This is a genomic window from Acidovorax sp. Root219 (genome assembly GCF_001428665.1).
Taxonomy (GTDB): domain Bacteria; phylum Pseudomonadota; class Gammaproteobacteria; order Burkholderiales; family Burkholderiaceae_C; genus Acidovorax.
Map to the genome: position 1 here is coordinate 12160 of NZ_LMIJ01000006.1, position 26597 is coordinate 38756.

The following is a 26597-nucleotide window of genomic DNA, read 5'->3' on the forward strand; positions in this document are numbered from 1 at the left end:
GGTGCGTGCCGCTGCTGCCGAAGCTGTTCGCACCGGCCAGATCCCCTCGGGCGAAATCAGCGCCCTGTAATTTGCAAGGCAACGGGCTGCAGACCGCACTGCAGCCACCCTGCACAAGCCGAGACCTCGCAAGAGGCCTCGGCTTTTTTCATGGGCAATCGCACAGGCAGCCGTAGGTGAAGGCTCACCCTGTGCCAGGCACCCCCTCAGCGGCGGCCCGGTCACAATGCACAGGCCAGCCGCAACTGCACCCATGCCCTTGACGCCAGCCTACCGATCCATCGACCACATCATGCTGCGCCTGACCAACGCAGAGCCATTGTTCGACCTGTTCAGCCGCGTGTTCGGTTTGCCCGTGGCTTGGCCCCTGCAGCACGCCGCTTTCGCGACCTACGGCTGGGTGCATGCGGGCAACACGGACCTCGAATTCTGGGCCGCAGCTTCCAATGCCGATCTTCCCGGGCATGCACGGCCACCGCTCATCCACGGCTTCGCGCTGGAGCCCGCCCTGCCCTTGCCACAAGCGCTGGAGCACACAGCGGCTGCAGGCATCGCCAGCAAGCCCGCCCGTACCTTCCAGTCTCCCAACACACAAGGCGAAGTGGTCACAAACTTCACCAATGCCGTCGTGCTCGATGTATCCGAGCCGAGCTGCTGCATTTTCTTCTGTGAGTGGAATCCTCGCGCGGCCATCTATCCCTGGGACGAAGCAGCCACACCGGTACAACGCCGCGGACGGCACCGGCAGGCGCTGCAGGAAGCTCATGGGGGCCCTCTCGGACTCATCGGGCTACAGTCGATACGCATGGGCACGCCCGATCTGGGCATGCATCGAAAGCACTGGCAGCGTCTCAGTGGCTCGCCCTCTGGGCAACCGATCATGCTTGCGCCGGGGATCTCGCTGGAACTGGTTCCCGCCGGACAGTTGCGGATCGAGTCACTCACGTTCAGCGTGCACTCACTGGCCACGGCACGCATGTTCCTGGCAAGCCGCCAACTGCTGCAGGATGACACTTGGGACACACTGTGGATAGCATGCGAGGGCCTGCGCATCGGCCTCGTTGAAAGCACGGGCGCGCAGGCATAAAAAAACCCGGCGGGGCCGGGTTTTTTGAACAGATCCGCAAGGATCTGGGGGCTTGCTTGTCTTATTTACTTCTTCTGGCGAAACTTGCGCAGCGCGGCGATCTGGGCGGCCATGACGGCCAGCTCGGACTGTGCCCGGGCCAGGTCGATCTCGCTCTTGGCATTCTTGAGCGCTTCTTCGGCCGATGCCTTGGCAGCATTGGCTTTCTCGTCGTCCAGGTCCTTGCCGCGGATGGCGGTGTCGGACAGCACGGTCACGCGGTTGGGCTGCACTTCCAGAATGCCACCGGCCACGAACACGAATTCTTCGCGGCCGTCGGCCATTTCGATGCGCACCGAGCCCGGCTTGATGCGCGTGATCAGCGGGGTGTGGCGGGGAAAGATGCCCAGTTCGCCAGACTCGCCCGGCAGCGCGACAAAGCGTGCTTCACCGGAGAAGATCGACTCTTCGGCACTGACCACATCAACATGGATGGTGTTCATCATTGCTCCTAGGAAAAGAGGGGTTGCTTGATTGCTCGTGAAGGCCGGGCAGCGCGGAGCTGCTCAGCCGCCAGGCAATCAGGCCACCTTCTTGGCCTTTTCGAAGGCTTCGTCGATGGTACCAACCATGTAGAACGCCTGTTCCGGCAGGTGGTCGCACTCGCCGCTGACGATCATCTTGAAACCACGGATGGTTTCCGACAGGGGAACGTACTTGCCTGGCGAGCCCGTGAACACTTCGGCCACGTGGAAAGGCTGCGACAGGAAACGCTGGATCTTGCGCGCGCGGGCCACGGCCAGCTTGTCGTCAGGAGCCAGTTCGTCCATGCCCAGAATGGCGATGATGTCGCGCAGTTCCTTGTAGCGCTGCAGCGTGCCTTGCACCGCGCGGGCCGTGGCGTAGTGGTCTTCGCCCACGACGTTCGGGTCCAGCTGGCGGCTGGTCGAATCCAGCGGGTCCACGGCAGGGTAGATACCCAGCGAGGCGATGTCACGCGACAGCACCACGGTGGAGTCCAAGTGGGCAAAGGTCGTGGCAGGCGAAGGATCGGTCAAGTCATCGGCTGGCACGTAAACGGCCTGGATGGAGGTGATCGAACCGACCTTGGTCGAGGTGATGCGCTCTTGCAGGCGGCCCATTTCTTCGGCCAGCGTAGGCTGGTAGCCCACGGCGGAAGGCATGCGGCCCAGCAGAGCGGACACTTCGGTACCGGCCAGCGTGTAGCGGTAGATGTTGTCCACGAAGAACAGCACGTCACGGCCTTCGTCACGGAAGGACTCGGCGATGGTCAGGCCGGTCAGCGCCACGCGCAGACGGTTGCCTGGGGGCTCGTTCATCTGACCGTACACCATGGCAACCTTGGACTCTTCGAGCTTCTCCAGGTTCACCACGCCGGAATCGGCCATTTCATGGTAGAAGTCGTTCCCTTCGCGGGTACGCTCGCCCACACCAGCGAACACCGACAGACCCGAGTGGGCCTTGGCGATGTTGTTGATGAGTTCCATCATGTTCACGGTCTTGCCCACGCCGGCGCCACCGAACAGACCCACCTTGCCGCCCTTGGCGAACGGGCACACCAGGTCGATCACCTTGATGCCGGTTTCCAGCAGCTCTTGCGATGGCGACAGTTCGTCGTACGCAGGGGCCTTGCGGTGGATGGATGCCGTCAGTTCCTGGCTCACGGGACCACGTTCGTCGATGGGCGCACCCAGCACGTCCATGATGCGGCCCAGCGTCGCCTTGCCCACGGGCACGGTGATGGCGTTGCCGGTGTTGGTCACCATGATGCCGCGGCGCAGGCCGTCGGACGAACCCAGCGCAATGGTACGCACCACGCCGTCGCCCAGCTGCTGCTGCACTTCCAGCGTCAGGGTGGAACCTTCGAGCTTCAGAGCGTCGTAAATCTTGGGCATCTGGTCGCGTGGGAACTCAACGTCCACCACCGCGCCGATACATTGAACAATCTTGCCTTGCACTTGAGCCATTTTTCGCTCCAATTTAGATGTTGGTTGAGCTGCTTACACAGCAGCGGCGCCAGCCACGATTTCCGAAAGTTCTTTCGTGATCGCTGCCTGGCGCGTCTTGTTGTAGACCAGCTTCAACTCGCCAATGACGCTGCCGGCGTTGTCGGTGGCGGCCTTCATGGCCACCATGCGTGCCGACTGCTCGGACGCCATGTTTTCCGCAACCGCCTGGTAGATCAGGGACTCGACATAGCGGACCAGCAGATCGTCGATCACGGTCTGTGCATCGGGCTCGTAGATGTAGTCCCAGCCATGTTCGGTCTTCTCGGCCTGCATCTGCTCGGACGACAGGGGGAGCAGCTGCTCCACCACCGATTCCTGCTTCATGGTGTTGATGAACTTGGTGTAGCTCAGGTACACCGCGTTGATCTTGCCTTCTGCATAGGCGTCGAGCAGCACCTTCACGGGGCCGATCAGCTTGTCCAGGTGGGGCTTGTCGCCCAGGCCCGTCACGTGCGAAACCACCTTGGCACCGACACGGTTCAGGAAACCCAGGCCCTTGTTGCCGATGGCAACCGCCTCGGTGGACACGCCAGCGCCCTGCAGCTCACGCAGCTTGGCCGTCACGATGCGCAGCACGTTGGTGTTCATGCCACCGCACAGGCCCTTGTCGGTCGTCACCACGATCACGCCGGCGACCTTGGCATCGTTCACTTTCATGAACGGGTGCACGTACTCTGGATTGGCGTGGCCGAGATTGGCTGCAATGTTGCGGATCTTCTCGCTGTAAGGGCGGGCAGCCCGCATCCGTTCCTGCGCCTTGCGCATTTTGGATGCAGCCACCATCTCCATGGCTTTGGTGATCTTCTTGGTGTTTTCCACCGATTTGATCTTGCCGCGTATTTCCTTGCCTGCTGCCATGATGGCTCCTCGTCCGGTTTAAGCGAACGACTTCTTGAACGCGGCGACGGCAGCGGTCAATTCGGCTTCAGCGTCCTTGTCCATGGCCTTGGCCTGTTCCAGCTTGGCCAGCAGTGCGGCGTGGCTGGTCTTCAGGAACTGGTGCAGGCCGTGTTCGAAGTCGAGAACCTTCTTGACGTCGATGTCGTCCATGAAGCCCTTGTTCACAGCGAACAGCGTGGCACCCATCAGCGAGATGGGCAGGGGGCTGTACTGTGCCTGCTTGAGCAGTTCGGTCACGCGGGCACCGCGGTCCAGCTGCTTGCGGGTGGCTTCGTCCAGGTCGGAAGCGAACTGCGCGAACGCAGCCAGCTCACGGTACTGGGCCAGGTCGGTACGGATACCGCCGGACAGGTTCTTCACCAGCTTGGTCTGGGCAGCACCACCGACGCGCGACACCGAGATACCGGCGTTGATGGCGGGGCGGATACCGGCGTTGAACAGGCTGGTTTCCAGGAAGATCTGGCCGTCCGTGATCGAGATCACGTTGGTAGGAACGAAGGCGGACACGTCGCCGGCTTGCGTTTCGATGATGGGCAGTGCCGTCAGCGAACCGGTCTTGCCCTTGACTTCACCCTTGGTGAAGGCTTCGACGTAGTCGGCATTCACGCGGGCTGCGCGCTCGAGCAGGCGGCTGTGGAGATAGAACACGTCGCCGGGGTAGGCTTCGCGGCCTGGTGGGCGGCGCAGCAGCAGCGAAACCTGGCGGTAGGCCACGGCCTGCTTGGACAGGTCGTCATAAACGATCAGGGCGTCCTGGCCGCGGTCGCGGAAGTACTCGCCCATCGTGCAGCCCGAGTAGGCCGACACGTACTGCATGGCTGCCGACTCGGAGGCCGATGCGGCCACCACGATCGTGTAGTCCATGGCACCGGCTTGTTCCAGCGCGCGCACCACGTTCTTGATCGACGAAGCCTTCTGGCCGATGGCGACGTAGATGCAGCTGACGCCCTGGCCCTTCTGGGCGATGATGGCGTCGATGGCGACAGCGGTCTTGCCGGTCTGGCGGTCACCGATGATCAGCTCGCGCTGGCCACGGCCCACAGGCACCATGGAGTCGATGGACTTCAGGCCGGTCTGCAGGGGCTGGTCCACCGATTTACGGGCGATAACGCCCGGAGCGACCTTTTCGATCACGTCGGTGAGCTTGGCGTTGATGGGGCCCTTGCCGTCGATGGGCTGGCCCAGGGCGTTCACCACGCGGCCGATCAGCTCGGGGCCGACCGGCACTTCCAGAATGCGGCCCGTGCACTTGACGGTGTCGCCTTCGGAGATATGTTCGTACTCACCCAGAATCACGGCGCCGACGGAGTCGCGCTCGAGGTTCAGGGCCAGGCCGTAGGAGGGCTGGCCGTCCTTGGTGGCAGGGAACTCGAGCATTTCACCGGCCATCACGTCCGACAGGCCGTGCACGCGTACGATACCGTCAGACACGGACACCACGGTACCCTGGTTGCGGATATCGCTGCTGGCGGCCAGACCTTCGATGCGGCTCTTGATGAGTTCAGAAATTTCTGCGGGATTGAGTTGCATGACTCTTTCCTTCTTTCTTTGGTTCGCTGTCCTCGCCGCGCGTTACGCGGTGAGGACCGCTTTCATTTGTTCAAGACGGGCCTTGACCGAAGTGTCCAGCACCTCGTCACCCACCACTACGCGAATGCCACCGATCAGGGACGCATCCAGCTGAACGGTGAGGTTGAGCTTGCGGCCAAAGCGCTTTTCCAGCGCCGAGCCGACCTCAGCCAGTGCTGCGGCATCCATCGGAAAGGCGCTGTGCACCACGGCGTCCGAAGAGCCGCTGCGGCGATTCACGAGGGCACGAAACTGCGCAGCGACTTCCGGCAGCGCCTGCAGGCGCCCGTTGTCGATGACCGTGCGCAGGAAGTTCTTGGCCGTATCGGACAGCGCCGAACGCGCGACACCCGTGACGACGGCAAACACCTGGTCTGCCGTCACCTTGGGGCTGTCTGCCAGCTGGCGCAACTGGGGGTTGGCGGCAATGGCCGCCAGTTCATCGACCCAGTCAGCGGTGCTGGCCAGGTCCATGCCCGCACCCGCAGTAGCGGCCTTGAACAGGGCTTCGGCGTAAGGGCGGGCAATGGTGGCGAGTTCAGCCATGTGTGTCCCCTTACAGCTCGGTCTTCAGGCGGTTGAGCAGGTCGGCGTGAACGCCGGCATTGACTTCCTTGCGGAGAATCTGCTCAGCACCCTTAACGGCCAGCGCAGCGACCTGCTCACGCAGGGCTTCGCGGGCTTGCACCGTTTGCTGCTCGGCTTCGGCACGGGCGGAAGCAACGATCTTGTTGCCCTCTTCCGTGGCGCGTGCCTTGGCTTCTTCGATGATGGCCTGGGCACGTCGGTCGGCGTCCGCAAGACGCGAGGCCGTTTCGTTGCGTGCCTGTGACAGTTCCTTCTCGACGCGCTGGTTGGCAGCGGTCAGTTCGGACTTGGCACGGTCGGCAGCAGCGAGGCCTTCGGCGATTTTCTGGGCTCGTTCATCCAACGCCTTCGCGATCGGGGGCCACACGAATTTCATCGTGAACCACACCAGGATCAGGAAGACGATGGCCTGAATGAACAGGGTCGCGTTGATACTCACGGCAACACCTTTCTAGAGTGGCGTTGAGTGGGAATTACTTGGGCAGGTTGGCCAAGAACGTGGAAGCGAAGGGGTTGGCGAAAGCGAACAGCAGGGCGATGGCCACGCCGATCAGGAAAGCCGCATCGATCAGACCGGCCAAGATGAACATCTTGGTTTGCAGTTCGTTGATCAGCTCAGGCTGACGGGCCGAAGATTCGAGGAACTTGCCACCCATCAGTGCGATACCGATGGAAGCGCCGATAGCGCCGAGGCCAACGATCAGACCACAAGCCAGAGCGACGAGACCGAGAATGTTTTCCATGATGACTCCTGAGTTAAAAAAAGAAAGGTTGAAAAGGAAAGAGAAACGAAAGGGAACCGTTAGTGCGCGTTGTGCGCCTGACCGAGGTAGATCAGCGCAAGCATCATGAAGATGAAGGCTTGCAGCGAGATCACCAGAATGTGGAACAGCGTCCAGATGGTGCCAGCAATGATGTGGCCCACAGGCAGCAGCACACCCGACAGCGACAGTGCAGCCGCACCACCCATCAGGGCGATGAGCATGAACACCAGTTCGCCGGCGTACATGTTGCCGAACAACCGCATGCCATGCGAGACGGTGTTGGCGACATATTCAATGACCTGCATCAGCAGGTTGATCACGCCCAGGATCAGGGCGAAGATGGGATTCTTGCTGGTGCCGAACGGGGCCGACACGAGTTCGTGCGCCCAGCCGCCAGCGCCCTTGATCTTCACGCTGTACCAGAAGCGCAGGATCAGGATGGCGAATGCCAGGCCCAGGGTGGTGGACAGGTCGGCCGTGGGCACGACGCGCAGGTAGGCATGGTGCGGATCGTGGCCGGCAGCACCGTAGATCTGGGCCCAGATGGCGGGCAGCAGGTCCACCGGCAGCATGTCCATGAAGTTCATCATGAAGATCCAGACGAACACCGTCAGACCCAGGGGAGCGATGAACTTGCGGCTCTCGGCGTTGTGGATGTTGGCCTTGGCCTGGTTGTCCACCATCTCGACCAGCATTTCCACCGCCGCCTGGAAGCGGCCGGGCACGCCGGAGGTTGCCTTACGGGCAGCTGACCACAGGATCAAAAGCGTGAGGGCACCCAGAACCAAACCCACGATGATCGAGTCATAGTTGATGACCGTGAAGTCAACAATCTTGGTCTGGTTGACGTTTTGAAGATGCTGCAGGTGGTGAACGATGTATTCACTTGCAGTCGGAGCGTGCGCTTCTGCGGCCATCGGACAACTCTTCTCTATATCAATCGGTTTTTCGGACACCAGGCCGCACCAGAAGCGCGACCCAATACGTTTTCATCGTGACCACCATGCCCGCCAGCAAGGCAAGCCAGACCAACCCCGGCACAGCCCAGGGGGCCACAGCCAGCAGCGCGACGGTGAACACGATCTTGGCTATCTCCCAGCCAAAGAACCCCGCCATGGAGGCGCCTGCATTTCCAGACGCCATCTGGCGCGACATACCGCGGGCGAACAATGCGGCCGGAGCCACCACTGCAAGCGCGCCGTAGGCGGCAGACCAGCCCACTTCGGCCCTGCCCGTCAGCCCCCAGGCCACCAGGGCCACGAGCACGCCGACTAGCGCCTGACCCGCCACCACCTTCCACATCGAGACGGGAGGGTTGCGGCTGCGCCACTGGTCCGCTTCCTGCGCGGACAAGGGCTTGAAGTCAGAATCTTCAGCCTCAGTTTCTGTCTCAGGGGCGATTGTTTTCATTGTTGGTAACGCCCATGTTACAGACTGCAAATTTCACAAAGCCTCTAATTATAAGTAAAAACCCGTGGCGAACGACAAAGACCTGCAATCAGGGTCTGAAAGGGGGGTGCGCGCCAGCACCTCTGTGGTGACCCACCAACGCCCGCCATGGTGCGGCAGCCCCCGTTATGCACCAAAAGGGCGCGCAGCTGTATGACACATCCACGCCGACCCGAAGGGCTTGCCGCACAATGGCCCCGCCTGCATCGCCACCGAAAAATCGAAGCTCCTGCATATGACGTCCTCTCCTTTGCCACCGAACCTCACCATCCTCGACTCGGCCGCTGCGGATGCCCGCAAGGACTCGCTGATCGAGTACCCCTCGCAGTTTCCGATCAAGGTCATGGGGGCCAAGGTGGACGGCTTCGTGCACGCGGTCACCGAACTGGCCCGCCAGTACGATCCGACTTTCGACCCCGCCACCATTGAACTGCGCGACAGCAGCAAGGGCAATTACCTCGGGGTTACTGTCACCATCACGGCCACCAGCCGCGAGCAGCTCGACGACCTGTACCGCGCGCTGTCATCGCACGCCCTGGTCAAGGTCGTGCTGTAAGGCCGTGACCATCGATCTGCGCACGCTCGGGCGGGTGGACTATGCCGCCACGGTGCAGGCCATGCAGGCCTACACGGCCACACGCACGGCCGACACGCCCGATGCCCTGTGGCTGTGCGAACACGACGCGCTCTACACGCAAGGCCTGGCGGGCAAGAGCGACCACCTGCTCAACCCCGGGGCGATTCCGGTGGTGCCCACCAACCGGGGTGGCCAGGTCACCTTCCACGGGCCGGGCCAGGTGGTGGCCTACCCGCTCATCGACCTGCAGCGCGCGGGCTACTACGTCAAGGAATATGTTTACCGGCTGGAAGAAGCGCTGATCCGCACGCTGGCGCACTTCGGCGTCACGGGCCACCGCGTGGCCGGCGCGCCCGGCATCTACGTGCGCCTGGATGACCCGCACAGCCACGCCCTGCTGCCCCAGCGCCCGCAAAAACGCGAAGGCCAGACGGCACCCGAACCCGACTTCGAGGGCCTCGGGAAGATCGCCGCTTTAGGCATCAAGGTCAGCCGCCACAGCACCTACCACGGCGCCGCGCTGAACGTGGAGATGGACCTGGAACCCTTCGGGCGTATCAACCCTTGCGGCTACGCGGGACTGCGAACCGTGGACCTTTCTACAATCGGGGTCCAAACCACCTGGGAAGAAGCCGCGCAGGTGCTGGGCCAGCAGCTCGGCATCCGCCTGTCTCCCTGAACCGCCTACAAGCCATGAGCACCACCGACGTCGTCCGCGAAGCGCAGTCCACCGAAGCCTACAACCCGCTGGCCAAGCAGAAGGCTGCGGCCAAGCTGTCGCGCATTCCGATCAAGGTGGAACAGGGCGAAGTGCTCAAGAAGCCAGACTGGATCCGCGTGAAGGCCGGCTCGCCCACCACGCGCTTCTACGAGATCAAGGACATCCTGCGCCAGAACAATCTGCACACGGTGTGCGAAGAGGCCTCCTGCCCGAACATCGGCGAGTGCTTCGGCAAGGGCACAGCCACGTTCATGATCATGGGCGACAAGTGCACCCGCCGCTGCCCCTTCTGCGACGTGGGCCACGGCCGACCCGACCCGCTGGACAAGGACGAGCCGCTGAACCTGGCCAAGACCATCGCGCAGCTGCGCCTGAAGTACGTGGTGATCACCAGCGTCGACCGAGACGATCTGCGCGACGGCGGCAGCGGCCACTTCGTGGAATGCATCCAGAACATCCGCGAGCTGTCGCCGCTTACGCAGATCGAGATCCTGGTGCCCGATTTCCGCGGCCGCGATGACCGTGCGCTTGAGATCCTGAAGGCCGCGCCGCCCGACGTGATGAACCACAACCTGGAAACCGCGCCGCGCCTGTACAAGGAAGCGCGCCCGGGCTCCGACTACCAGTTCAGCCTGAACCTGCTCAAGAAGTTCAAGGCCCTGCACCCCAAGGTGCCGACCAAGAGCGGCATCATGGTGGGCCTGGGCGAGACGGACGAAGAGATCCTGCAGGTGATGCGCGACATGCGCGCGCACGACATCGACATGCTGACCATCGGCCAGTACCTGTCGCCCAGCAGCAGCCACCTGCCCGTGCGCCGCTATGTGCACCCCGACACCTTCAAGATGTTCGAGCAAGAGGCCTACAAGATGGGCTTCAGCCACGCCGCCGTGGGCGCCATGGTGCGCAGCAGCTACCACGCCGACCAGCAGGCGCACGCCGCCGGCGTGTAAGCACTGCCGCAGCGCCAACGCGCACACGCCATGGACACCACCGGCTCGCTCTCGCTGCGCCGGTACGGCGCCTCCCTCGGCAGCCACAGCCATGGACACTTCCAGGTGCTGCTGGGCCTGGCCGGCGCGCTCGACCTGGAGGTCGACGGACGCGGCATGCGCGTGGCCATCGGCGGCGGCTGCGTCATCGCGCCAGGTGCACACCACGATTTCGAGGCCAGCGGCGGCAGCCTGTGCCTGGTGCTGGACAGCAGCGACATGGGCTGGGCCCACTGCGCCGCCCCTGCGCTGCAGACAGCGCTACCACCCCCGACGCTGACCCTGGCCCGCTACCTCGCCAGCGCCCTGCAGCAAGGCCGCCCCCTGGCCCAGGCCCACGGCCCCGCCCTGCTGCTGGAGGCCTGGCTACCCTCCTCCCGGATACCGGCCCCAGCGGAAGATGCCAGTGCACGCCGCCGTGCCATCGACTGGCCGGCGTTGCGCCAATGGGCCGCCCGGCATTGGCACCAGCCGCTGTCGGTGGCGGACATGGCGCAGCAGGTGCACCTGAGCCCCAGCCAGTTCGCGGCGCGCTGCCGCGCGGAGCAAGGCCAGGGCGCCATGGCCTGGCTGCGCAGCCAGCGGCTCGGGCATGCCCAGTTGCTGCGCGCGGGCGGCATGGCCGTGGCCGAGGTGGCGCGCCGCACGGGCTACCGCTCGCCATCGGCCCTGACGGCGGCGCTGCGCCGGGGCTGATGCCGGACCGCAGGGCGGCGACGATGCTCCGTCGTTGCGCGATGCCCAGCGCGCTTACAGTGCCCGCATGCAAGCCAACTTCTATGCCCTGGGCGCCATCGCGCTGTGGGCCTCCCTCGCCTCGCTGGGCGTTTCGCTCGCCCATGTGCCGCCGTTCCTGCTGACGGGCATTGCCCTCATCATCGGCAGCATTCCTGCCTGGCCCTTCGTGCTGCGCGACCCGTCGCAGTGGCGCATTCCGCTGCGCACGCTGGCACTGGGGGTGTATGGCCTCTTCGCCTACCACTTCCTGCTGTTCATCGCGCTGCGCAACGCACCGCCGGTGGAGGCCAACCTGGTCAACTACCTGTGGCCGCTGTTCATCGTGGTGCTGTCGCCCGTGGTGCTGCCGGGCATCCGGCTGCGCTGGCCGCATGTGCTGGCGGCACTGCTGGGCTTTGGCGGCGCGGCCATCGCCATCGTGGGCGGGCGCGAATTGAGCGGCACCCTGGCCTGGGGCTATGTACCAGCCTTCGCGGCGGCGCTGATCTGGGCCACCTATTCGCTGATGACCAAGCGCGTGGCGGCCTTTCCGACCACGGCCATCGGCCTGTTCGGCCTGGTCTCGGGCGTGCTCTCGCTGCTGTGCCACGTGGCGCTGGAGCCTGCGGCCACCCTCGCACCGCGCGACTGGCTGCTGCTGGCCGTGATGGGCCTGGGGCCGCTCGGTGCCTCGTTCTTCCTCTGGGATAAGGCGCTCAAGCTCGGCGATGCGCGGCACATCGGCATCCTGAGCTACATCACGCCGCTGGCCTCGACCGCCTTGCTGATCGTGGTGAGCGGTCGTGCGTTCAGCAGGAGCATCGCGCTGGCCACGGCCTTGATCATCAGTGCGGCCATCCTCGGCGTACGGGCGAAGTAGAGGCCTCCCCGCGCACCCTGCGCAATCGCAGGAAGAGCCAGGCGGTGACGCAGAGGTTCAGCAGGTTCCAGCCGATGCCGTTGAGGAAGGCGGCGTGGTAGCTGCCGGTGACGTCGAAGATAAAGCCCGACAGCCAGCCGCCCAGGGCCATGCCCACGAGCGTGGCCATGATGACGGCGCCGACCCGCACGCTCGCCTGTGCGGGCGCGAAGTGCTCGCGCACGATGATGGCGTAGGTCGGCACGATGCCGCCCTGGAACAGGCCGAACAGCGCGGAGATCACGTACAGCGGCACCAGGCCGTCATAGGGCAAAAATAGCAGCAGGGCGATGCCCTGCAGCGCAGACCCCAGCAGCAAGGTGCAGATGCCACCGATGCGGTCGCAGATCAGCCCGAAGACCAGCCGGCTCGCGATGCCGCAGGCCAGCATGAGCGACAGCATCTGCGCACCCTGGGCGGCGCCGAAGCCCAGATCGGTGCAATAGGCCACGATGTGGACCTGTGGCATGGCCATGGCGACGCAGCACGCCACCCCTGCCACGCACAGCAGCGCCATCGCGGCGCCAGGCGGCAGGCCGAAGGGACGCGTGTGGTCCACAGCGGCAGCCTGGGCACCATCCGCCACGGCCTGGATGGCCGGCGGGCGCTGGCGCATGCGCAGCGACAGCGCGAGCATGCCCAGGCCGCAGACGACCCCCAGTGCCATGTAGGTCGGCCTCCAGCCGACGGTGTCGACACCGTACTGCACGATGGGCGGCCAGACCGCGCCCGCCACATAGTTGCCGCTGGCGCACACCGCCACCGCAATGCCGCGCCGCCGGTTCCACCACAGCGCCGTGTCGGCCAGCAGGGGGGCGAAGGTGGCCGAGCTGCCGATGAAGCCCATCACCGCGTGCGCCAGGCCGAAGGCCCATATGCTGCCGGAAAAGGCCGCGCCGACAAAGCCGCCGAGCACGGCCAGCGCGCCCAGCCAAAGCACGGGCGTGAGGCCATGGCGGTCCGCCAGCCTGCCCGTGAGCAGCCCGCCCAGGCCCAGGCAGACCATCATCAAGGTGTAGGGCAGCGACGCGCTGGCACGGCCGACGCCGAACTCGCTCTGCACGGCCGGGAGCACGACCGACACGACATACATGCTGCTGTTGCCCAGCACCACCAGGCCCAGGGTGACCAGCAGGCGCTGCAAGGCCTGGCGCGAGTCGATGAGGGACGCGTCTGCGGGGGCTGCTACCGGGGTATGGGCCAAATCGACCTCCAGCGCTTTTCCAGCGAGCGCTGGTAGCTATTGATTCAAGAGTTCTAGGATGCCAGCAAGGCCGCAGGCTCTTCGCCGTCTAGCACCTGCAGCGCCCAGGGCACGAGCTTGCGCGTGTCGGCGCGCAGGATTTCCTGCTTGACGGCCAGGATCTGCGCGGGGTGCATGGAGAAGCTGCGCAGGCCCAGGCCCAGCAGCAGGCGTGTCATGGTCACGTCGCCGGCAGTCTCGCCGCAGACGCAGACGCTCTTGCCCTGGCGCTCGCCTTCGGCGATCACGTCGGCCACCAGGCGCAGCACGGCCGGATGCACCGGGTCGTACAGGTGGGCCACCGCCTCGTCGGCACGGTCGATGGCCAGGGTGTACTGGATCAGGTCGTTGGTGCCGATGGACAGAAAATCGAAGTAGCGCAGGAAGGTGCGCACCATCAGCGCCGCCGCCGGCACCTCTATCATGGCGCCCAGCTGGATCGGGCCATAGGGCTCGCCCCGGGCGTCGAGCTCGGCGCGCGCCAGCTCCACCTGGGCCAGGGTCTGGTGGATTTCGTTGGTGTGCGCCAGCATGGGGAACAGCAGGTTCACCTTGCCATGCGCCGCCGCACGCAGCACGGCGCGCAGCTGGGTGCGGAACATGGCCGGGTCGGCCAGGCTCCAGCGGATGGCGCGCAAGCCCAGTGCGGGGTTCAGGTGCGTGTCCTTGTGGACCTTGTTGTCCAGTGGCTTGTCGGCCCCCACGTCGATGGTGCGGATGGTGACCGGCAGGCCCTGCATGCCGTCCAGGGCCTCGCGGTAGGCGCGGTACTGCTCGTCCTCGCCCGGCAGGTTGCCGGTGCGCCCCATGAACAGGAATTCACTGCGGAACAGGCCCACACCCACGGCGCCGGCGCGCACCGCACCCACGGCATCGCCGGGCTGCTCGATGTTGGCCAGCAGTTCGATGCGGTGGCCGTCGATGGTGACGGCCGGCGTGTGCCGCAGGCGCGACAGGCGCTCGCGTTCGAGCTCGGTCTGGCGCTGGCGAAAGCCGTATTCGGCCAGGATGATGGGCGAGGGGTCGACGATGATCACGCCGGCATCGCCGTCGATGATGACCCAGTCGTCCTGGCGCACCAGTTGGCTGGCCGCGCGCGCGCCGACCACGGCGGGAATGTCCATGCTGCGCGCGACGATGGCGGTGTGCGAGGTCTTGCCGCCCACGTCGGTCACGAAGCCGGCGAACACGCTCTGCTTGAACTGCAGCATGTCGGCTGGCGACAGGTCGTGCGCCACCAGCACCAGGGGTACGTCCACCGTGTCGTCGAGCAGCAGGTCCTGCTGGGTCTTGCGCCGCGGACTACTGGCGGGTGGCGCCACGGGGCTGGCCACGCCCTTCATGTAGCGCAGGATGCGCTCGACCACCTGCTCCAGGTCGGCCTTGCGCTCGCGCAGGTACTCGTCCTCCATCTCGTCAAACTGGCGCGCAATCACTTCGAGCTGGGTGGTGAGCGCCCACTCTGCGTTGTACAGGCGCTCGGTGATCCAGTGCTTGACGCCGCCGGTGAGGGCCTCGTCCTGCAGCAGCATCAGGTGCACGTCGAGCAGCGCGGTGAGCTCGTGCGGTGCATCGGCGGGCATGTCGGTCTGCAGGCGCTGCAGCTCCTCGACCACCGCATTGCGGCCCTGGCGCACGCGCTCGATCTCGGCCGGTATCTGCTCGGGCTGGATGAAGTAGTGGGCCACGTCCACGCGGCTCGAAGCCACGAGCACGGCACGGCCGATGGCAATGCCGCGTGCCACCGCCAGACCGTGGACGGCAAAGGTCATCGGGAATCCCTTTCTAGATCCGGCGTTGCTGTTGCGGCCATGGCGCGCTTACTCGCCTTCGCCGAACTTGTCGGCGATCAGCGCCAGCAGGGCGTCCATGGCCTCCTGCTCGCGCTCGCCATTGGTCTCCACCTCGACCTCGCTGCCCAGGCCGGCGGCCAGCATCATGACCCCCATGATGCTCTTGGCATTGATGCGGCGGTCGCCACGGCTCATGAAGACGTCGCAGGGGAAGCTGCCGGCCAGCTTGGTGAGCTTGGCCGAGGCGCGGGCGTGCAGGCCCAGTTTATTGCTGATGGTCGTACGAGTCTTGATCATGTCGGTTGCGTCGGGACTGGTTCTGCGGCGCGGCGATGGCCACCTGCATCACCCCTTGCGTGCCGCCCACCACCGCGCGGGTGACGACCGAATCAAGGGGCTCTGCACGGTAGCTCACGGCACGCAGCAGCATCGGAAGATTGACCCCTGTGACCAGGCGCGAGCGGACACCGTCCACCAGGCGCTGCGCCACGTTGCAGGGGGTGGCGCCGAACACGTCGGTCAGCACCAGGGTGGAGTCGGGCCCCAATTGCTCCAGCAGGATACGCGCCTGGGCCAGGGACTCCTCGGGCCGCTCATTGGGCTGCACATCGAGTGCGGCCACGCTGTCGCCACAGTCGGCAAACACGTGCAGCACGCATTCGCGCAGGGCATGGGCCAAAGGGGCGTGGGCGATGATCAGGATGCTGGTGCTCATGGGACAGAGGTTTGAAGCGCATTATGGCGCTGCCCCCGCAGGGCGAACCAGAGGTAGGACCCCGTGTTGCACACCAGGAACACCCCCATGGCCGCCTGGAACGAGGCCGTCGTGGACAGGCCGGCGGCGGCAAATGCATCCACCGCCAGGCCAATGCCCCACTGCACCACGAACACGCCGGCAAAGATCACCAGGTTGAAGGCCGACAGCGCACGCCCCGCCAGGGCCTGCGGGAAGGCCATGCCCACTGCCGGTTGCGAGAGCGAGACGAAGGTGCACGACACGCAGAACAGTGCCCAGGCCGCCCCCCCGGCCGCAGGCCCGGCGACGATGATGGCCAGCAGGATGAGAAGCGACAACGGCAGGCCCGCGAAGATGAGCCGGTCGGCCCCGAGGCCGTGGCGCAGCAGCCAGGGATTGACCATGCCCCAGGCCCAGAAGGTGAACAGCATGCAAAGGTTGATCCAGAAGAGGCCGGTGGCCGACTCGAGCGCGCTGTAGCCGGCCACCTGCTGCATCCAGGGGCCCGCCCACAGGGTTTGCATGGCCACCATGCCGCCGTAGACGAAGAAGCCCAGCGGGGCCATGCGCTGAAAGTACGGATGGCGCCAGACGATGGCGTAGCCCCCCGGCGCGGGTGAGGCACCGGCACCTGCAACCGGGGTGGCCGCATGCCAGCGCGGCACCCACAGCGCAATGCCCACCATGGCCACGCCGATCAGCACGGCCAACCCCCAGAACAGCGGGCGCCAGCCCACCAGCGGCACGGCCCACTGCACCGGCAAGGTGGAGGCCACCATGCCCAGCGAGCCCGTCATCAGCATCCAGGAGTTGGCGCGCATCTGCGCCGTGGCATCGAACCAGCGGCGGTAGCCGGTAAGCGGCGCCATCAGGCAGGCGCTCACGCCCGCGCCGCACAGCACGCGCCCCGCCAGCAGGCCCGAGAACCCCGTGGCCATCGAGAACACCAGGCAGCCGGCGACGGCCACGCCCAAAAAGCCGAGCAGCACCTTTTGCGGGCCATGCCGGTCCAGCCAGGTACCGAGCGGCAACTGCGTGGCAGAAAATCCCAGGAAGTAGCCGCCCGCCAGCAGACCCAGGTCGCTGGCGTGCAGCGTGAACTCCTGCGACAGCGTGGGCGCCAGCGTGGCCGTGACGGCGCGCAGCAGGGCCGAGAGGAAGTAGGCGAACGCGAAGGCCAGGAAGACGATGACGGCCGCGCGCCGTGGCAGCACACCGGCGCTCATGGCAACACCAGCCCGCTAAAGAAGGTATCGGCCACCTCGGGGCGGGGCTTGGGTGTGTAGACCACGGCGTGGTACAGCTGCATCTGCGGCCCCACGGTGCGGGCAAACCAGACCGCCTGCGCGGTGACGGCCTGCCCATCGGGCCCCTTCCCCTGGGCCACGGTGCGCACCGATTGGGGCAGCGGCAGGGCATTGCGGGGCACAAACGGCACCTCGTGGGCCTGGGCCTGCGCGCCACCCAGGCGCGCCAGCACGGCCGCGCGCCAGTGGGCCAGCGCCACGCCGGTCTGCGCCGGGTCGGCCAGCGTGGCGTGGGACACGGCAAAGGTCGCCCCGTCGGCCTCGCAGCCGACCATGGACAGGTCGACCGGCGTGCCCGCCAGCTCCACCTTGCGCGTGGCATGGTCGGGCTTGCAGGGCAGCGTGATGGTGAGGGCGGCTTCGGGCAGGGCCACGCTGCGCCAGTTGAGTGCCGGGCTGCATGCGACCAGTCCCAGGAGGGCGCTGGCGGCGCCGGTCAATGTCCAGTTCATGGGCCCATTATCGGCAGTGGCCGGATATTTCGTGCGCGGAGCCCGGGAAGGGAGAACTTTTGCACCGCCCCACACTCCATCACCGCAGTGGACAGGCCAGCCGGCAGGCGGGAGCCTTGTCCGGCACAATACCGTGCGGGTTGGAGCCCGCACTTCCGGGATGGGATGACGCCATGGGTATCAAGCAGTGGGCAGCAGGTGCAGCGGTGGTGGCTTTTGCCGCCGTGGGCGCCTACGTGTACCTGGACACGGGCCGCTCTGCGGCGCCCGAGTCCACTTTCGTGCTGCTCGACGGCTCGCGCCAGTCCACCGCCGACCTGCACGGCAAGGTGACGCTGGTGAATTTCTGGGCCACGAGCTGCACCACCTGCGTGGCCGAGATGCCCGAGATCATTGCCACCTACAAGAAATACCAGCCCAAGGGCTTCGAAACACTGGCCGTGGCCATGAGCTACGACCCGCCGAGCTACGTGGTGAACTTTGCAGAAACGCGCAAGCTGCCCTTCAAGGTGGCCATCGACAACACCGGCGCCGTGGCCCAGGCCTGGGGCGACGTGCGGCTCACGCCCTCGACCTTCATCGTCAACAAGCGCGGCGAGATCGTGAAGACCTATGTGGGCGCCCCCAACTTCCCGGAACTGCACCAGCTGATCGAGAAGCTGCTCGCCGAGACCTGAACGGGTCTCTCGCAAAGCAAAAAAGCCTCTTCATCTGGAAGAGGCTTTTTGCTTTGGGCCCGCCGCAGCGGCCGGCTTCACTTGGCGCGGTAGTTGTCGTGGCAGGCCTTGCAGGAATTGGCGGCCGAGCCGAAGGCAGTCTTCAGGTTGTCCAGGTTGCCGGTCTTGGCGGCTGCGGCGAGCTTGACGGTCTCGGCTTCGAGCTTGTCGGAATGCTCCTTGAACTTGGCCTGCTGGGTCCAGATCTCGGGCAGCGCCTTGGTCGGTGCACCCTTGTCGGTGCCGGCACCGAAAGCGGCCCAGGGCAGCTTGGCCATCTCGGCGACAACATCCGCATTTTCCTGCGCCGCCTTGGCGTCGAAGGGGATGCGGCCATTGGCCATGGCACCCAGGCGCCCGAAATGCTGGCCCATCACGAACAACGCGCTCTGGCGGTATTTGATGGCGTCTTCGGGTTTGGCAAACTGGGCAGATGCAGGAGCAGACAGGGTGACGACGGCCGCAGCAAAGGCGACTACAGCGAGGGTTTTCATCGGATGTTTCCTTTTATCGTGGGGAGCAAAAACCAACCAGCCGCCGCCAGTATGCCGCGTTGCGGCGGTTTTGGCATGCCCGATGGTGCGCGTTGGCGGCGCCGGCCATCTCGCGCACAATGCGGCCAACGACACCCCCACGACACGGCAAGCGCCGGACCACGACCATGACACACACCGTCCGCATCTGGGATCTGCCCACCCGCCTCTTCCACTGGGCCCTGGCCGCCAGCGTGATCGCCCTGGTGGTCACCGCCAAGGTGGGGGGCAACGCCATGGTCTGGCACCTGCGCCTGGGCTATGTGGTGCTGGCGCTGCTGGTCTTTCGCCTGGTGTGGGGCCTGGTGGGCGGGCGCTGGTCGCGCTTTGGCGCCTTCCTGTACTCGCCGGTGCGTCTGGTGCGCTACCTGCGCGGCGCGGGCCACCCCGAGGACGGTGTGGGCCACAGCCCACTGGGCGCGCTCTCGGTCTTCGCCCTGCTTGCGGTGCTGGTGGCACAGGTGGGCACCGGCCTGCTCAGCGACGATGAGATCGCCTTTTCAGGGCCGCTGACCCGCTTTGTCTCCAATGCGGTCGTGGGCCAGGCCACGGGTTACCACAAGGAGATCGGCCAGTACCTGGTGCTGGGCCTGGTGGCGTTGCACGTCCTGGCCATCGGCTTTTATGTGCTGGTGCGCAAGCACCGGCTGGTGGCGCCCATGCTGCATGGTGACAAGGAATTGCCCCAGCCCGTGGCGCCATCTCGCGACGACCTCGCCACCCGCGCCCTGGCCCTGGTCGCACTGGGTGTGGGCGCTGGAGTGGCGTGGTGGGTGTCCACCCTGAGCGCGTTCTGAGTGCGAGCCGCTACACTGCGGATTCCTGCATTTCCTGAATTCGCGCCTTGGACAAGCCTGCCGTCACCTTGCTGAACCCGTCGTCTGCCGCCGAGATGGAGACGGTCCGCGAGATTTTCCGGGAGTACGCCGCGACCCTGGGGGTGGACCTTGCGTTCCAGGATTTCGAGGCCGAGCTGGCCAGCCTGCCGGGCGACTACGCTGCCCCACGCGGGCACCTGCTGCTGGCCCAGGTGGATGGCGCCATCGCCGGTTGCTGCGCCCTGCGGCCGCTGGATGCTGCCGACTACCCCAATGCCAGCGAGATGAAGCGCCTGTACGTGCGCAAGGCCTTCCGCGGTTTCGGCCTGGGCCGCGAGCTGGCCGAAGCCATGCTCGACCAGGCGCGCCGCGCGGGCTACGCCTGCGTGCTGCTCGATACGCTCGATGGCATGGAATCTGCCCGCGCGCTCTACACGGACCTGGGGTTCGAGGAGATCCCGCCTTACTACCACAACCCCATTGCAGGGTCGCATTACCTCAAGGCGGATATCTCCTGAACGCCGCCGGCCCCTTCGCAGCAGGTGCTGCCCAGGGCCGGGAGTCGATTACGCCTTGGCCTGGGCCAGGAGGGTGGCGGCGTCGCTGACTTCGAACTTGCCCGGGGCTTCGATGTTGAGCGTGACGACCTTGCCGTCGCGCACCAGCATCGAGTAGCGGTTGCTGCGCAGGCCCAGGCCCTTGCCATTGAGGTCCAGCGTCAGGCCGGTGGCTTTGGCGAAGGTGGCGTCGCCGTCACCGAGCATGCGCACCTTGCCGTCCGTCTTCTGGTCGCGCGCCCAGGCGCCCATCACGAAGGCGTCGTTCACGCTCACGCACCAGATCTCGTCCACGCCGGCGGCCTTGAACTCGTCCACCTTTTCCACATAGCCGGGCACGTGCTTGGCCGAGCAGGTGGGCGTGAAGGCGCCGGGCAGCGCGAACAGGGCAATGGTCTTGCCCGCCGTGGCCTTGTCCACCGGCACAGGGTTCGGGCCAATGGAGCAGCCTTCGCCCTCGACTTCCGAGTATTCCATCAGGGTGCTGGCTGGCAGGGTGTCACCGACTTTGATCATTGATCTCTCCTAGGGTTGTTGGGGTGGTATCCGCATGCCCCGGGGCAGAGCGCACAAAACGCAGGCCCCAAAAGCAAAACGACCCACATTGTGGGTCGTTTTGGAGGGCAGTGCTGCCAACAAGCCGGGAGGGCTTAGAGCAGGCCGGCCTTTTGCACCAAGCGGGTGGCAACCCAGTTCTTGGTCTTGGAGAGCGGACGGCTCTCGGTGATTTCGATCACGTCGCCCAGCTTGTACTCGCCATTTTCATCATGGGCGTGGTACTTGCTCGACTTGCCCACGATCTTGCCGTAGAGCTCGTGCTTCACACGGCGCTCGATCAGCACGGTCACGGTCTTCTGGCGCTTGTCGCTGACCACCTTGCCAATCAAGGTGCGCTTGAGGGATTTTTTAGCTTCCGTCATGTCGGCTCCTTACTTGGCGGCTTGCTTTTCAGCAAGGATGGTTTTTGCACGGGCGATATCGCGGCGGGTGGTACGCAGCGTGTTGGTGTTGGCCAACTGCTGGGTAGCCTTCTGCATGCGCAGGCCGAAGTGGGCCTTCTGCAGAGCCTTGATTTCGCCTTCGATGCCGGCAACGTCTTTTTGGCGCAGTTCAGTAGTCTTCATTGCTTGTTCTCCTGAATTACGAGCCAATGTGGCGGCTGACGAACGTGGTGCGCAGCGGCAGCTTGGCAGCAGCCAGGCGGAACGCTTCACGGGCCAGTTCTTCGGGCACGCCGACGATCTCGAACACGATCTTGCCGGGCTGGATTTCGGCCACGTAGTACTCGGGGTTGCCCTTACCGTTACCCATACGCACTTCTGCGGGCTTGGTAGAGATTGGCTTGTCCGGGAACACGCGGATCCAGATGCGGCCACCACGCTTCACGTGGCGGGAGATTGCACGGCGTGCAGCCTCGATCTGGCGGGCCGTCAGGCGGCCACGGTCGGTGCACTTCAGACCGAAATCACCGAAAGCAACGGAAGCACCCCGCGTTGCGACACCGGTGTTACGGCCCTTTTGCTCCTTGCGGTATTTGCGGCGAGCAGGTTGCAGCATACTTATTCTCCTTTTCCGTCCGCTGCTGTAGCGGGCGCGGCGACTTTGCGTACGCGCTTAACGGCGGTGTTATCAGCGCCACCAGCTTCCACTGGCTTGTCGCTGCCGTCGGCCGGACCGGTGTTCACACCGGCTGGACGACGTGGGCCTCCACGGCCAGCACCTGGACGGTCGCCACCTGGGCGGCCATCACGGCGTGGACCGCGTGGGCGGCGTTCTTCGTCTGGGCGTGGGGTTTCCACGGCAGGCAGGTCGTTGCGACCCAGCGTATCGCCCTTGTAGACCCAGACCTTGACGCCGATCACACCGTAGGTGGTCTTGGCTTCGGAGGTGCCGTAGTCGATGTCGGCGCGCAGCGTGTGAAGTGGCACGCGGCCTTCACGGTACCACTCGCAGCGGGCGATTTCGATACCGTTCAGACGGCCGGACGACATGATCTTGATGCCCTGGGCACCCAGACGCATGGCGTTCTGCATGGCGCGCTTCATGGCACGGCGGAACATGATCCGCTTTTCGAGCTGCTGCGTGATGCTGTCGGCGATCAGCTTGGCATCGATTTCGGGCTTGCGCACTTCTTCGATGTTCACTGCGACAGGCACGCCCAGGCGAAGAGCGAGTTCCTTCTTGAGGTTCTCAATGTCTTCACCCTTCTTGCCGATCACCACACCAGGACGAGCCGAGTAGATGGTGATGCGGGCGTTCTTGGCGGGGCGCTCGATCAGGATGCGCGACACGGCGGCGTTCTTGAGCTTGGCCTTCAGGTACTCGCGCACCTTGATGTCTTCGGCCAGCATGCCCGCGAAGTCGCGGTTGCTGGCGTACCAACGGCTGGACCAGTTGCGGCTGACCGCAAGGCGGAAGCCGGTAGGATGGATTTTTTGTCCCATAGTCTTCCGAGCCTTTAGTTGCCAACCGTCACGTACACATGGCACGTGGGCTTGCTGATGCGATTGCCGCGGCCTTTGGCGCGCGCGGTGAAGCGCTTGAGCGTGGTGCCTTGCTCGACGTAGATGGTCTTGACCTTCAGTTCGTCGATGTCAGCGCCGTCGTTGTGCTCAGCGTTGGCGATGGCGGACTCCAGAACCTTCTTGACGATTCCCGCAGCTTTTTTCTGCGTGAAGTTCAGGATGTTCAGAGCCTGGTCCACCTTCTTGCCGCGGATCAAGTCAGCGACCAGACGGCCCTTGTCGACCGACAGACGGACGCCCCGGAGGACTGCACGTGTTTCAGACATGGTCGTTCCTTATTTCTTGACTTTTTTGTCAGCGGGGTGACCCTTGAAGGTGCGCGTCAAGGCGAATTCGCCGAGCTTGTGGCCCACCATCTGGTCGGTAACGTAGACAGGTACGTGCTGCTTGCCGTTGTGCACGGCAATGGTCAGACCGATGAAATCGGGCAGAACCATGGAGCGACGCGACCAGGTCTTCACTGGCTTCTTATCCTTGGTGGCAACGGCCTTTTCGACCTTGGCCAGCAAGTGATGGTCAACAAATGGACCCTTTTTGAGAGAGCGAGTCATCTGTTACCCCTTACTTCTTGCGACGCGACACGATCATGATCTGTGTGCGCTTGTTGTTACGGGTGCGATAACCCTTGGTCAGATTGCCCCAAGGATCGACTGCATGGCGGCCTTCGCCGGTGCGGCCTTCGCCACCACCGTGAGGGTGATCCACTGGGTTCATGGCAACGCCGCGAACCGTAGGACGAATACCCATCCAGCGCTTCACACCGGCCTTGCCGAGTTGGCGCAGGCTGTGTTCTTCGTTGGCCACTTCGCCAATGGTGGCGCGGCATTCGATGTGGATCTTGCGCACTTCACCCGAGCGCATGCGCACTTGAGCGTAGGTACCTTCGCGGGCCAGCAGGGTTGCCGAAGCACCAGCCGAGCGGGCGATCTGAGCACCGGCACCGGGCTTGAGCTCGATGCAGTGGATGGTCGAACCCACGGGGATGTTGCGGATAGGCAGCGTGTTGCCAGCGCGGATCGGGGCTTCCGAACCGGACAGCAGGGTTGCGCCCACTTCCAGGTTGCGGGGAGCGATGATGTAGCGACGCTCGCCGTCGGCATAGCACACCAGAGCGATGTGGGCCGTACGGTTTGGATCGTACTCAATGCGCTCGACCTTGGCCGGAATGCCGTCCTTGTTGCGCTTGAAGTCCACCACACGGTAGTGGTGCTTGTGGCCACCGCCCTTGTGGCGGGTGGTGATGTGACCGTTGTTGTTACGGCCGGCCTTCTGGAACTGGGGTTCCAGCAGGGGGGCGTACGCTTCACCCTTGTACAGGTGGTCACGCGTGACCTTCACCACGGCACGTTGGCCGGGCGAAGTGGGTTTCATCTTGATGACAGCCATGATTACGCGGCCTCCCCGGAGAGGTTCAGCTCTTGACCTGGTTGCAGCGTGACATAAGCCTTGCGAACGTTGTCGCGGCGGCCGATGGTCTTGCCAAAACGCTTGGTCTTGCCTTTGGTGTTCACCACAGAAACGCCCTTGACCTCGACCTTGAACATCAATTCCACAGCGGCCTTGATTTCTGGCTTGGTTGCGTTCTGCAGCACCTTGAACGTCACAGCATTGGACTTCTCGGCAACCATGGTGGCCTTTTCGGACACGATGGGAGCGACCAGCACTTGCATCAGACGACCTTCGTCAAACTTGAGTGTGCTCATGCGAACATCTCCTTGAGTTTGTCGATTGCACCCTTGGTGACGAGCACTTTCTTGAAACGGACCAGCGACACGGGGTCGGCGTAACGGGGCTCGACGACGAGCACGTTCACCAGATTGCGCGAGGCCAGGTACAGGTTTTCGTCCACTTCCTCGGAGATCACCATCACCGATTGCAGGTTCATCGCCTTGAACTTGTCGGCCAGGACCTTGGTCTTGGGCGAATCAAGCTTCAGCGAGTCGACCACCGCCAGACGGCCTTCGCGGGCCAGCTGCGAGAAAATCGCAGACATGCCGGCGCGGTACATCTTCTTGTTGATCTTTTGCGTGAAGTTTTCGTCAGGCATGTTCGGGAAAATCCGACCGCCCCCGCGCCACAGTGGCGACGAGGTCATACCTGCACGTGCGTTACCCGTACCCTTTTGCTTGAAAGGCTTCTTGGTCGAGTGGCGGACTTGTTCACGGTCCTTCTGCGCACGGGTGCCCTGGCGGGCGTTGGCTTGGTAAGCCACGACGATCTGGTGCACCAGATCTTCGTTGTATTCACGACCGAACACGGTCTCAGGAACGTCCAGCTTGGACGCGCCCTGGCCTTGGTCATTCAGGAGTTCGAGCTGCATTAGTTCGCTCCTTTGGAGGCTTTGGCCTTGACCGCTGGACGCACCGTCACGAACCCACCCTTGGAGCCCGGAATAGCGCCCTTGATCAAGAGCAGTTGACGCGCTTCGTCGATGCGGATCACATCGAGGTTTTGCGTGGTCTTGGTGACATCGCCGAGGTGGCCCGTCATCCGCTTGCCAGGGAACACGCGGCCTGGATCCTGCGCCATACCAATGGAGCCGGGAACGTTGTGCGAACGGCTGTTACCGTGCGACGCGCGTTGCGACTTCATGTTGTGGCGCTTGATGGTGCCGGCGTAGCCTTTACCGATCGAGGTGCCTTGCACGTCGACCTTCTGGCCCACGGAAAACACGGACGTCACAACGACCGATGCGCCAGCTTGGTACTGGGCAGCGGTGTCGGCGGTCACGCGGAATTCCTGGATGATTTCACCGGCTTCCACACCTGCCTTGGCAAGGTGACCGGCTTCTGGCTTGGTCACGCGCGATGCTTTGCGCGAACCGAACGTGACCTGCAGGGCCACGTAGCCATCGTTCTCTTGGGTTTTGATCTGGGTTACGCGGTTGTTGGACACATCCACCACCGTGACAGGCACTGCGTCCCCGTCATCGGTGAACAGACGCATCATGCCCACCTTGCGACCCAGCAACCCGAGGGAGTTGCTCAGACTCATTTGTTTCTCCAAAACTTCCACCGCCGCAACTTCAATTGGCTGCGGCGTTGCACTCGCGTGCATGAAAGAGGGTTATTAAAACTTCGCCCCGCGTGCACCCAAGAGTGCACGCAAATAAAGCGAAGCCTTAAAGTATAACGCGAACTGCTTTTTCAAGCAAGTTCGCGTTGTTCGAGGCAATTCGAGGTGGCAAGCCACCTCGAAACAACCATTACTGCAGCTTGATTTCGACGTCCACGCCGGCAGGCAGGTCGAGCTTCATCAGGGCGTCAACCGTCTTGTCGGTAGGATCCACGATGTCCATCAGGCGCTGGTGCGTGCGGATTTCGAGCTGGTCGCGGCTGGTCTTGTTGACGTGCGGCGAGCGCAGGATGTCGAAACGCTTCATGCGCGTCGGCAGGGGCACGGGGCCCTTGACGATGGCGCCGGTGCGCTTGGCGGTGTCAACGATCTCGGCAGCGGACTGGTCGATCAGCTTGTAGTCAAACGCCTTCAGGCGGATGCGGATTTTTTGCTTGGACATGTCAAGTTCCTTGTTGTTCTACTGAGCGATTAGGCGATGATCTTGGCCACGACGCCGGCGCCGACGGTACGACCGCCTTCACGGATGGCGAAGCGCAGGCCTTCTTCC

Annotated in this window: 37 protein-coding genes and 1 pseudogene; 9 read left to right on the forward strand and 29 right to left on the reverse strand. The window is 64.3% G+C overall.

Going from position 1 to position 26597, the window contains the following annotated elements:
* The first annotated feature begins 292 nt into the window (after positions 1 to 292).
* Positions 293 to 1087 (forward strand): hypothetical protein, encoded by a 795-nt coding sequence (locus ASE28_RS06210; protein WP_235516058.1) that lies wholly within the window; start codon positions 293 to 295, stop codon positions 1085 to 1087.
* 65 nt (positions 1088 to 1152) lie between these two features.
* On the opposite strand, the gene ASE28_RS06215 is transcribed toward ASE28_RS06210, so the two are convergent.
* From ASE28_RS06215 to ASE28_RS06255, 9 genes are all read right to left on the reverse strand, one after another.
* Positions 1153 to 1569: a F0F1 ATP synthase subunit epsilon gene (locus ASE28_RS06215; RefSeq protein WP_057203545.1), complete on the reverse strand. Its 417-nt coding sequence runs from the start codon at positions 1567 to 1569 to the stop codon at positions 1153 to 1155.
* 78 nt (positions 1570 to 1647) lie between these two features.
* The gene (atpD, locus tag ASE28_RS06220) at positions 1648 to 3054 is read right to left on the reverse strand and encodes a F0F1 ATP synthase subunit beta (RefSeq protein WP_057203535.1); all 1407 of its coding nucleotides are present in this window, start codon (positions 3052 to 3054) and stop codon (positions 1648 to 1650) included.
* A gap of 33 nt (positions 3055 to 3087) precedes the next feature.
* Complete coding sequence (atpG, locus tag ASE28_RS06225; RefSeq protein WP_057203534.1) at positions 3088 to 3954, reverse strand: F0F1 ATP synthase subunit gamma; 867 nt, start codon at positions 3952 to 3954, stop codon at positions 3088 to 3090.
* 18 nt (positions 3955 to 3972) lie between these two features.
* Complete coding sequence (gene atpA, locus ASE28_RS06230; protein ID WP_057203533.1) at positions 3973 to 5526, reverse strand: F0F1 ATP synthase subunit alpha; 1554 nt, start codon at positions 5524 to 5526, stop codon at positions 3973 to 3975.
* Positions 5527 to 5568: 42 nt separating this feature from the next.
* Positions 5569 to 6111 carry a F0F1 ATP synthase subunit delta gene (locus ASE28_RS06235; protein ID WP_057265556.1) on the reverse strand — a complete coding sequence of 181 codons (543 nt, stop codon included), beginning with the start codon at positions 6109 to 6111 and terminating at the stop codon, positions 5569 to 5571.
* Between the two features lie 10 nt (positions 6112 to 6121).
* The gene (locus ASE28_RS06240) at positions 6122 to 6592 is read right to left on the reverse strand and encodes a F0F1 ATP synthase subunit B (protein ID WP_007847746.1); all 471 of its coding nucleotides are present in this window, start codon (positions 6590 to 6592) and stop codon (positions 6122 to 6124) included.
* Positions 6593 to 6626: 34 nt separating this feature from the next.
* Positions 6627 to 6896 carry a F0F1 ATP synthase subunit C gene (gene atpE / locus ASE28_RS06245; RefSeq protein ID WP_007847749.1) on the reverse strand — a complete coding sequence of 90 codons (270 nt, stop codon included), beginning with the start codon at positions 6894 to 6896 and terminating at the stop codon, positions 6627 to 6629.
* Positions 6897 to 6955: 59 nt separating this feature from the next.
* Entirely contained in the window at positions 6956 to 7834 is an 879-nt protein-coding gene (atpB, locus tag ASE28_RS06250) for a F0F1 ATP synthase subunit A (protein WP_057203531.1), read from the reverse strand.
* Positions 7835 to 7853: 19 nt separating this feature from the next.
* Positions 7854 to 8327 (reverse strand): ATP synthase subunit I, encoded by a 474-nt coding sequence (locus ASE28_RS06255; RefSeq protein WP_057203530.1) that lies wholly within the window; start codon positions 8325 to 8327, stop codon positions 7854 to 7856.
* A 274-nt stretch (positions 8328 to 8601) separates the two neighbouring features.
* Here ASE28_RS06255 and ASE28_RS06260 point away from each other — a divergent pair, with 274 nt between their 5' ends.
* From ASE28_RS06260 to ASE28_RS06280, 5 genes are all read left to right on the forward strand, one after another.
* Entirely contained in the window at positions 8602 to 8922 is a 321-nt protein-coding gene (locus ASE28_RS06260) for a YbeD family protein (protein ID WP_057265580.1), read from the forward strand.
* A 61-nt stretch (positions 8923 to 8983) separates the two neighbouring features.
* Complete coding sequence (gene lipB / locus ASE28_RS06265) at positions 8984 to 9622, forward strand: lipoyl(octanoyl) transferase LipB (RefSeq protein ID WP_369818126.1); 639 nt, start codon at positions 8984 to 8986, stop codon at positions 9620 to 9622.
* A gap of 14 nt (positions 9623 to 9636) precedes the next feature.
* Positions 9637 to 10617, forward strand: coding sequence for a lipoyl synthase (gene lipA / locus ASE28_RS06270; RefSeq protein ID WP_057203528.1), 981 nt, complete (start codon positions 9637 to 9639; stop codon positions 10615 to 10617).
* Between the two features lie 30 nt (positions 10618 to 10647).
* Positions 10648 to 11352: an AraC family transcriptional regulator gene (locus ASE28_RS06275; protein ID WP_057265559.1), complete on the forward strand. Its 705-nt coding sequence runs from the start codon at positions 10648 to 10650 to the stop codon at positions 11350 to 11352.
* 67 nt (positions 11353 to 11419) lie between these two features.
* Positions 11420 to 12253, forward strand: coding sequence for a DMT family transporter (locus ASE28_RS06280; protein ID WP_057265561.1), 834 nt, complete (start codon positions 11420 to 11422; stop codon positions 12251 to 12253).
* On the opposite strand, the gene ASE28_RS06285 is transcribed toward ASE28_RS06280, so the two are convergent.
* The 6 genes from ASE28_RS06285 to ASE28_RS06310 are packed head-to-tail and all read right to left on the reverse strand — an operon-like array spanning position 12219 to position 17823.
* A complete protein-coding gene (locus ASE28_RS06285) occupies positions 12219 to 13496 on the reverse strand; it encodes an MFS transporter (RefSeq protein WP_057265562.1) in 1278 nt (425 codons plus the stop codon). The two genes, ASE28_RS06280 and ASE28_RS06285, sit on opposite strands and share 35 nt — an antisense overlap.
* Positions 13497 to 13549: 53 nt before the next feature.
* Positions 13550 to 15307 (reverse strand): phosphoenolpyruvate--protein phosphotransferase, encoded by a 1758-nt coding sequence (gene ptsP, locus ASE28_RS06290; protein ID WP_057203524.1) that lies wholly within the window; start codon positions 15305 to 15307, stop codon positions 13550 to 13552.
* 48 nt (positions 15308 to 15355) lie between these two features.
* Positions 15356 to 15625: an HPr family phosphocarrier protein gene (locus ASE28_RS06295; protein ID WP_057203523.1), complete on the reverse strand. Its 270-nt coding sequence runs from the start codon at positions 15623 to 15625 to the stop codon at positions 15356 to 15358.
* Positions 15594 to 16043 carry a PTS sugar transporter subunit IIA gene (locus tag ASE28_RS06300; protein ID WP_057203522.1) on the reverse strand — a complete coding sequence of 150 codons (450 nt, stop codon included), beginning with the start codon at positions 16041 to 16043 and terminating at the stop codon, positions 15594 to 15596. The genes ASE28_RS06295 and ASE28_RS06300 overlap by 32 nt, the downstream gene beginning before the upstream one ends.
* Positions 16040 to 17290, reverse strand: a complete 1251-nt coding sequence (locus ASE28_RS06305; protein WP_057265564.1) for an MFS transporter — start codon at positions 17288 to 17290, stop codon at positions 16040 to 16042. Before ASE28_RS06305 ends, ASE28_RS06300 begins: the two co-directional genes overlap by 4 nt.
* Positions 17287 to 17823, reverse strand: coding sequence for a hypothetical protein (locus ASE28_RS06310; protein WP_057265565.1), 537 nt, complete (start codon positions 17821 to 17823; stop codon positions 17287 to 17289). Before ASE28_RS06310 ends, ASE28_RS06305 begins: the two co-directional genes overlap by 4 nt.
* Positions 17824 to 17996: 173 nt before the next feature.
* Between ASE28_RS06310 and ASE28_RS06315 the strand changes: the two genes are divergently transcribed.
* On the forward strand, positions 17997 to 18500 hold the full coding sequence (locus ASE28_RS06315) for a TlpA disulfide reductase family protein (protein WP_057265567.1): 504 nt from the start codon (positions 17997 to 17999) through the stop codon (positions 18498 to 18500).
* A gap of 77 nt (positions 18501 to 18577) precedes the next feature.
* On the opposite strand, the gene ASE28_RS06320 is transcribed toward ASE28_RS06315, so the two are convergent.
* Positions 18578 to 19033 carry a cytochrome c gene (locus ASE28_RS06320; protein ID WP_057203518.1) on the reverse strand — a complete coding sequence of 152 codons (456 nt, stop codon included), beginning with the start codon at positions 19031 to 19033 and terminating at the stop codon, positions 18578 to 18580.
* A gap of 167 nt (positions 19034 to 19200) precedes the next feature.
* Here ASE28_RS06320 and ASE28_RS06325 point away from each other — a divergent pair, with 167 nt between their 5' ends.
* Together ASE28_RS06325 and ASE28_RS06330 are read left to right on the forward strand one after the other, a co-directional pair.
* Positions 19201 to 19869: a cytochrome b/b6 domain-containing protein gene (locus ASE28_RS06325; protein WP_057265569.1), complete on the forward strand. Its 669-nt coding sequence runs from the start codon at positions 19201 to 19203 to the stop codon at positions 19867 to 19869.
* Positions 19870 to 19916: 47 nt separating this feature from the next.
* The gene (locus ASE28_RS06330; protein ID WP_057265571.1) at positions 19917 to 20408 is read left to right on the forward strand and encodes a GNAT family N-acetyltransferase; all 492 of its coding nucleotides are present in this window, start codon (positions 19917 to 19919) and stop codon (positions 20406 to 20408) included.
* Positions 20409 to 20456: 48 nt separating this feature from the next.
* Here the strand turns inward: ASE28_RS06330 and ASE28_RS06335 are convergent, their stop codons facing one another.
* From ASE28_RS06335 to ASE28_RS32850, 13 genes and pseudogenes are all read right to left on the reverse strand, one after another.
* On the reverse strand, positions 20457 to 20963 hold the full coding sequence (locus ASE28_RS06335; protein ID WP_057265573.1) for a peroxiredoxin: 507 nt from the start codon (positions 20961 to 20963) through the stop codon (positions 20457 to 20459).
* A 134-nt stretch (positions 20964 to 21097) separates the two neighbouring features.
* Positions 21098 to 21367 (reverse strand): 30S ribosomal protein S17, encoded by a 270-nt coding sequence (rpsQ, locus tag ASE28_RS06340; protein WP_007847796.1) that lies wholly within the window; start codon positions 21365 to 21367, stop codon positions 21098 to 21100.
* A 9-nt stretch (positions 21368 to 21376) separates the two neighbouring features.
* Complete coding sequence (rpmC, locus tag ASE28_RS06345) at positions 21377 to 21571, reverse strand: 50S ribosomal protein L29 (protein ID WP_057203514.1); 195 nt, start codon at positions 21569 to 21571, stop codon at positions 21377 to 21379.
* A gap of 16 nt (positions 21572 to 21587) precedes the next feature.
* The gene (gene rplP, locus ASE28_RS06350; protein ID WP_007847799.1) at positions 21588 to 22004 is read right to left on the reverse strand and encodes a 50S ribosomal protein L16; all 417 of its coding nucleotides are present in this window, start codon (positions 22002 to 22004) and stop codon (positions 21588 to 21590) included.
* A gap of 2 nt (positions 22005 to 22006) precedes the next feature.
* The gene (gene rpsC / locus ASE28_RS06355) at positions 22007 to 22891 is read right to left on the reverse strand and encodes a 30S ribosomal protein S3 (protein ID WP_057203513.1); all 885 of its coding nucleotides are present in this window, start codon (positions 22889 to 22891) and stop codon (positions 22007 to 22009) included.
* Between the two features lie 14 nt (positions 22892 to 22905).
* Complete coding sequence (gene rplV, locus ASE28_RS06360; protein WP_007847806.1) at positions 22906 to 23238, reverse strand: 50S ribosomal protein L22; 333 nt, start codon at positions 23236 to 23238, stop codon at positions 22906 to 22908.
* 9 nt (positions 23239 to 23247) lie between these two features.
* Positions 23248 to 23523, reverse strand: coding sequence for a 30S ribosomal protein S19 (rpsS, locus tag ASE28_RS06365; protein WP_027997031.1), 276 nt, complete (start codon positions 23521 to 23523; stop codon positions 23248 to 23250).
* 10 nt (positions 23524 to 23533) lie between these two features.
* Positions 23534 to 24358 (reverse strand): 50S ribosomal protein L2, encoded by an 825-nt coding sequence (rplB, locus tag ASE28_RS06370; protein ID WP_007847814.1) that lies wholly within the window; start codon positions 24356 to 24358, stop codon positions 23534 to 23536.
* A 2-nt stretch (positions 24359 to 24360) separates the two neighbouring features.
* A complete protein-coding gene (gene rplW / locus ASE28_RS06375) occupies positions 24361 to 24675 on the reverse strand; it encodes a 50S ribosomal protein L23 (RefSeq protein ID WP_010467173.1) in 315 nt (104 codons plus the stop codon).
* The gene (rplD, locus tag ASE28_RS06380; protein ID WP_057203512.1) at positions 24672 to 25292 is read right to left on the reverse strand and encodes a 50S ribosomal protein L4; all 621 of its coding nucleotides are present in this window, start codon (positions 25290 to 25292) and stop codon (positions 24672 to 24674) included. Before rplD ends, rplW begins: the two co-directional genes overlap by 4 nt.
* Entirely contained in the window at positions 25292 to 25966 is a 675-nt protein-coding gene (gene rplC / locus ASE28_RS06385) for a 50S ribosomal protein L3 (RefSeq protein WP_057203511.1), read from the reverse strand. The genes rplD and rplC overlap by 1 nt, the downstream gene beginning before the upstream one ends.
* A 211-nt stretch (positions 25967 to 26177) precedes the next feature.
* Positions 26178 to 26489: a 30S ribosomal protein S10 gene (gene rpsJ, locus ASE28_RS06390; RefSeq protein WP_005796953.1), complete on the reverse strand. Its 312-nt coding sequence runs from the start codon at positions 26487 to 26489 to the stop codon at positions 26178 to 26180.
* Between the two features lie 29 nt (positions 26490 to 26518).
* Positions 26519 to 26597, reverse strand: a pseudogene (locus tag ASE28_RS32850) (elongation factor Tu); the annotation flags it as partial.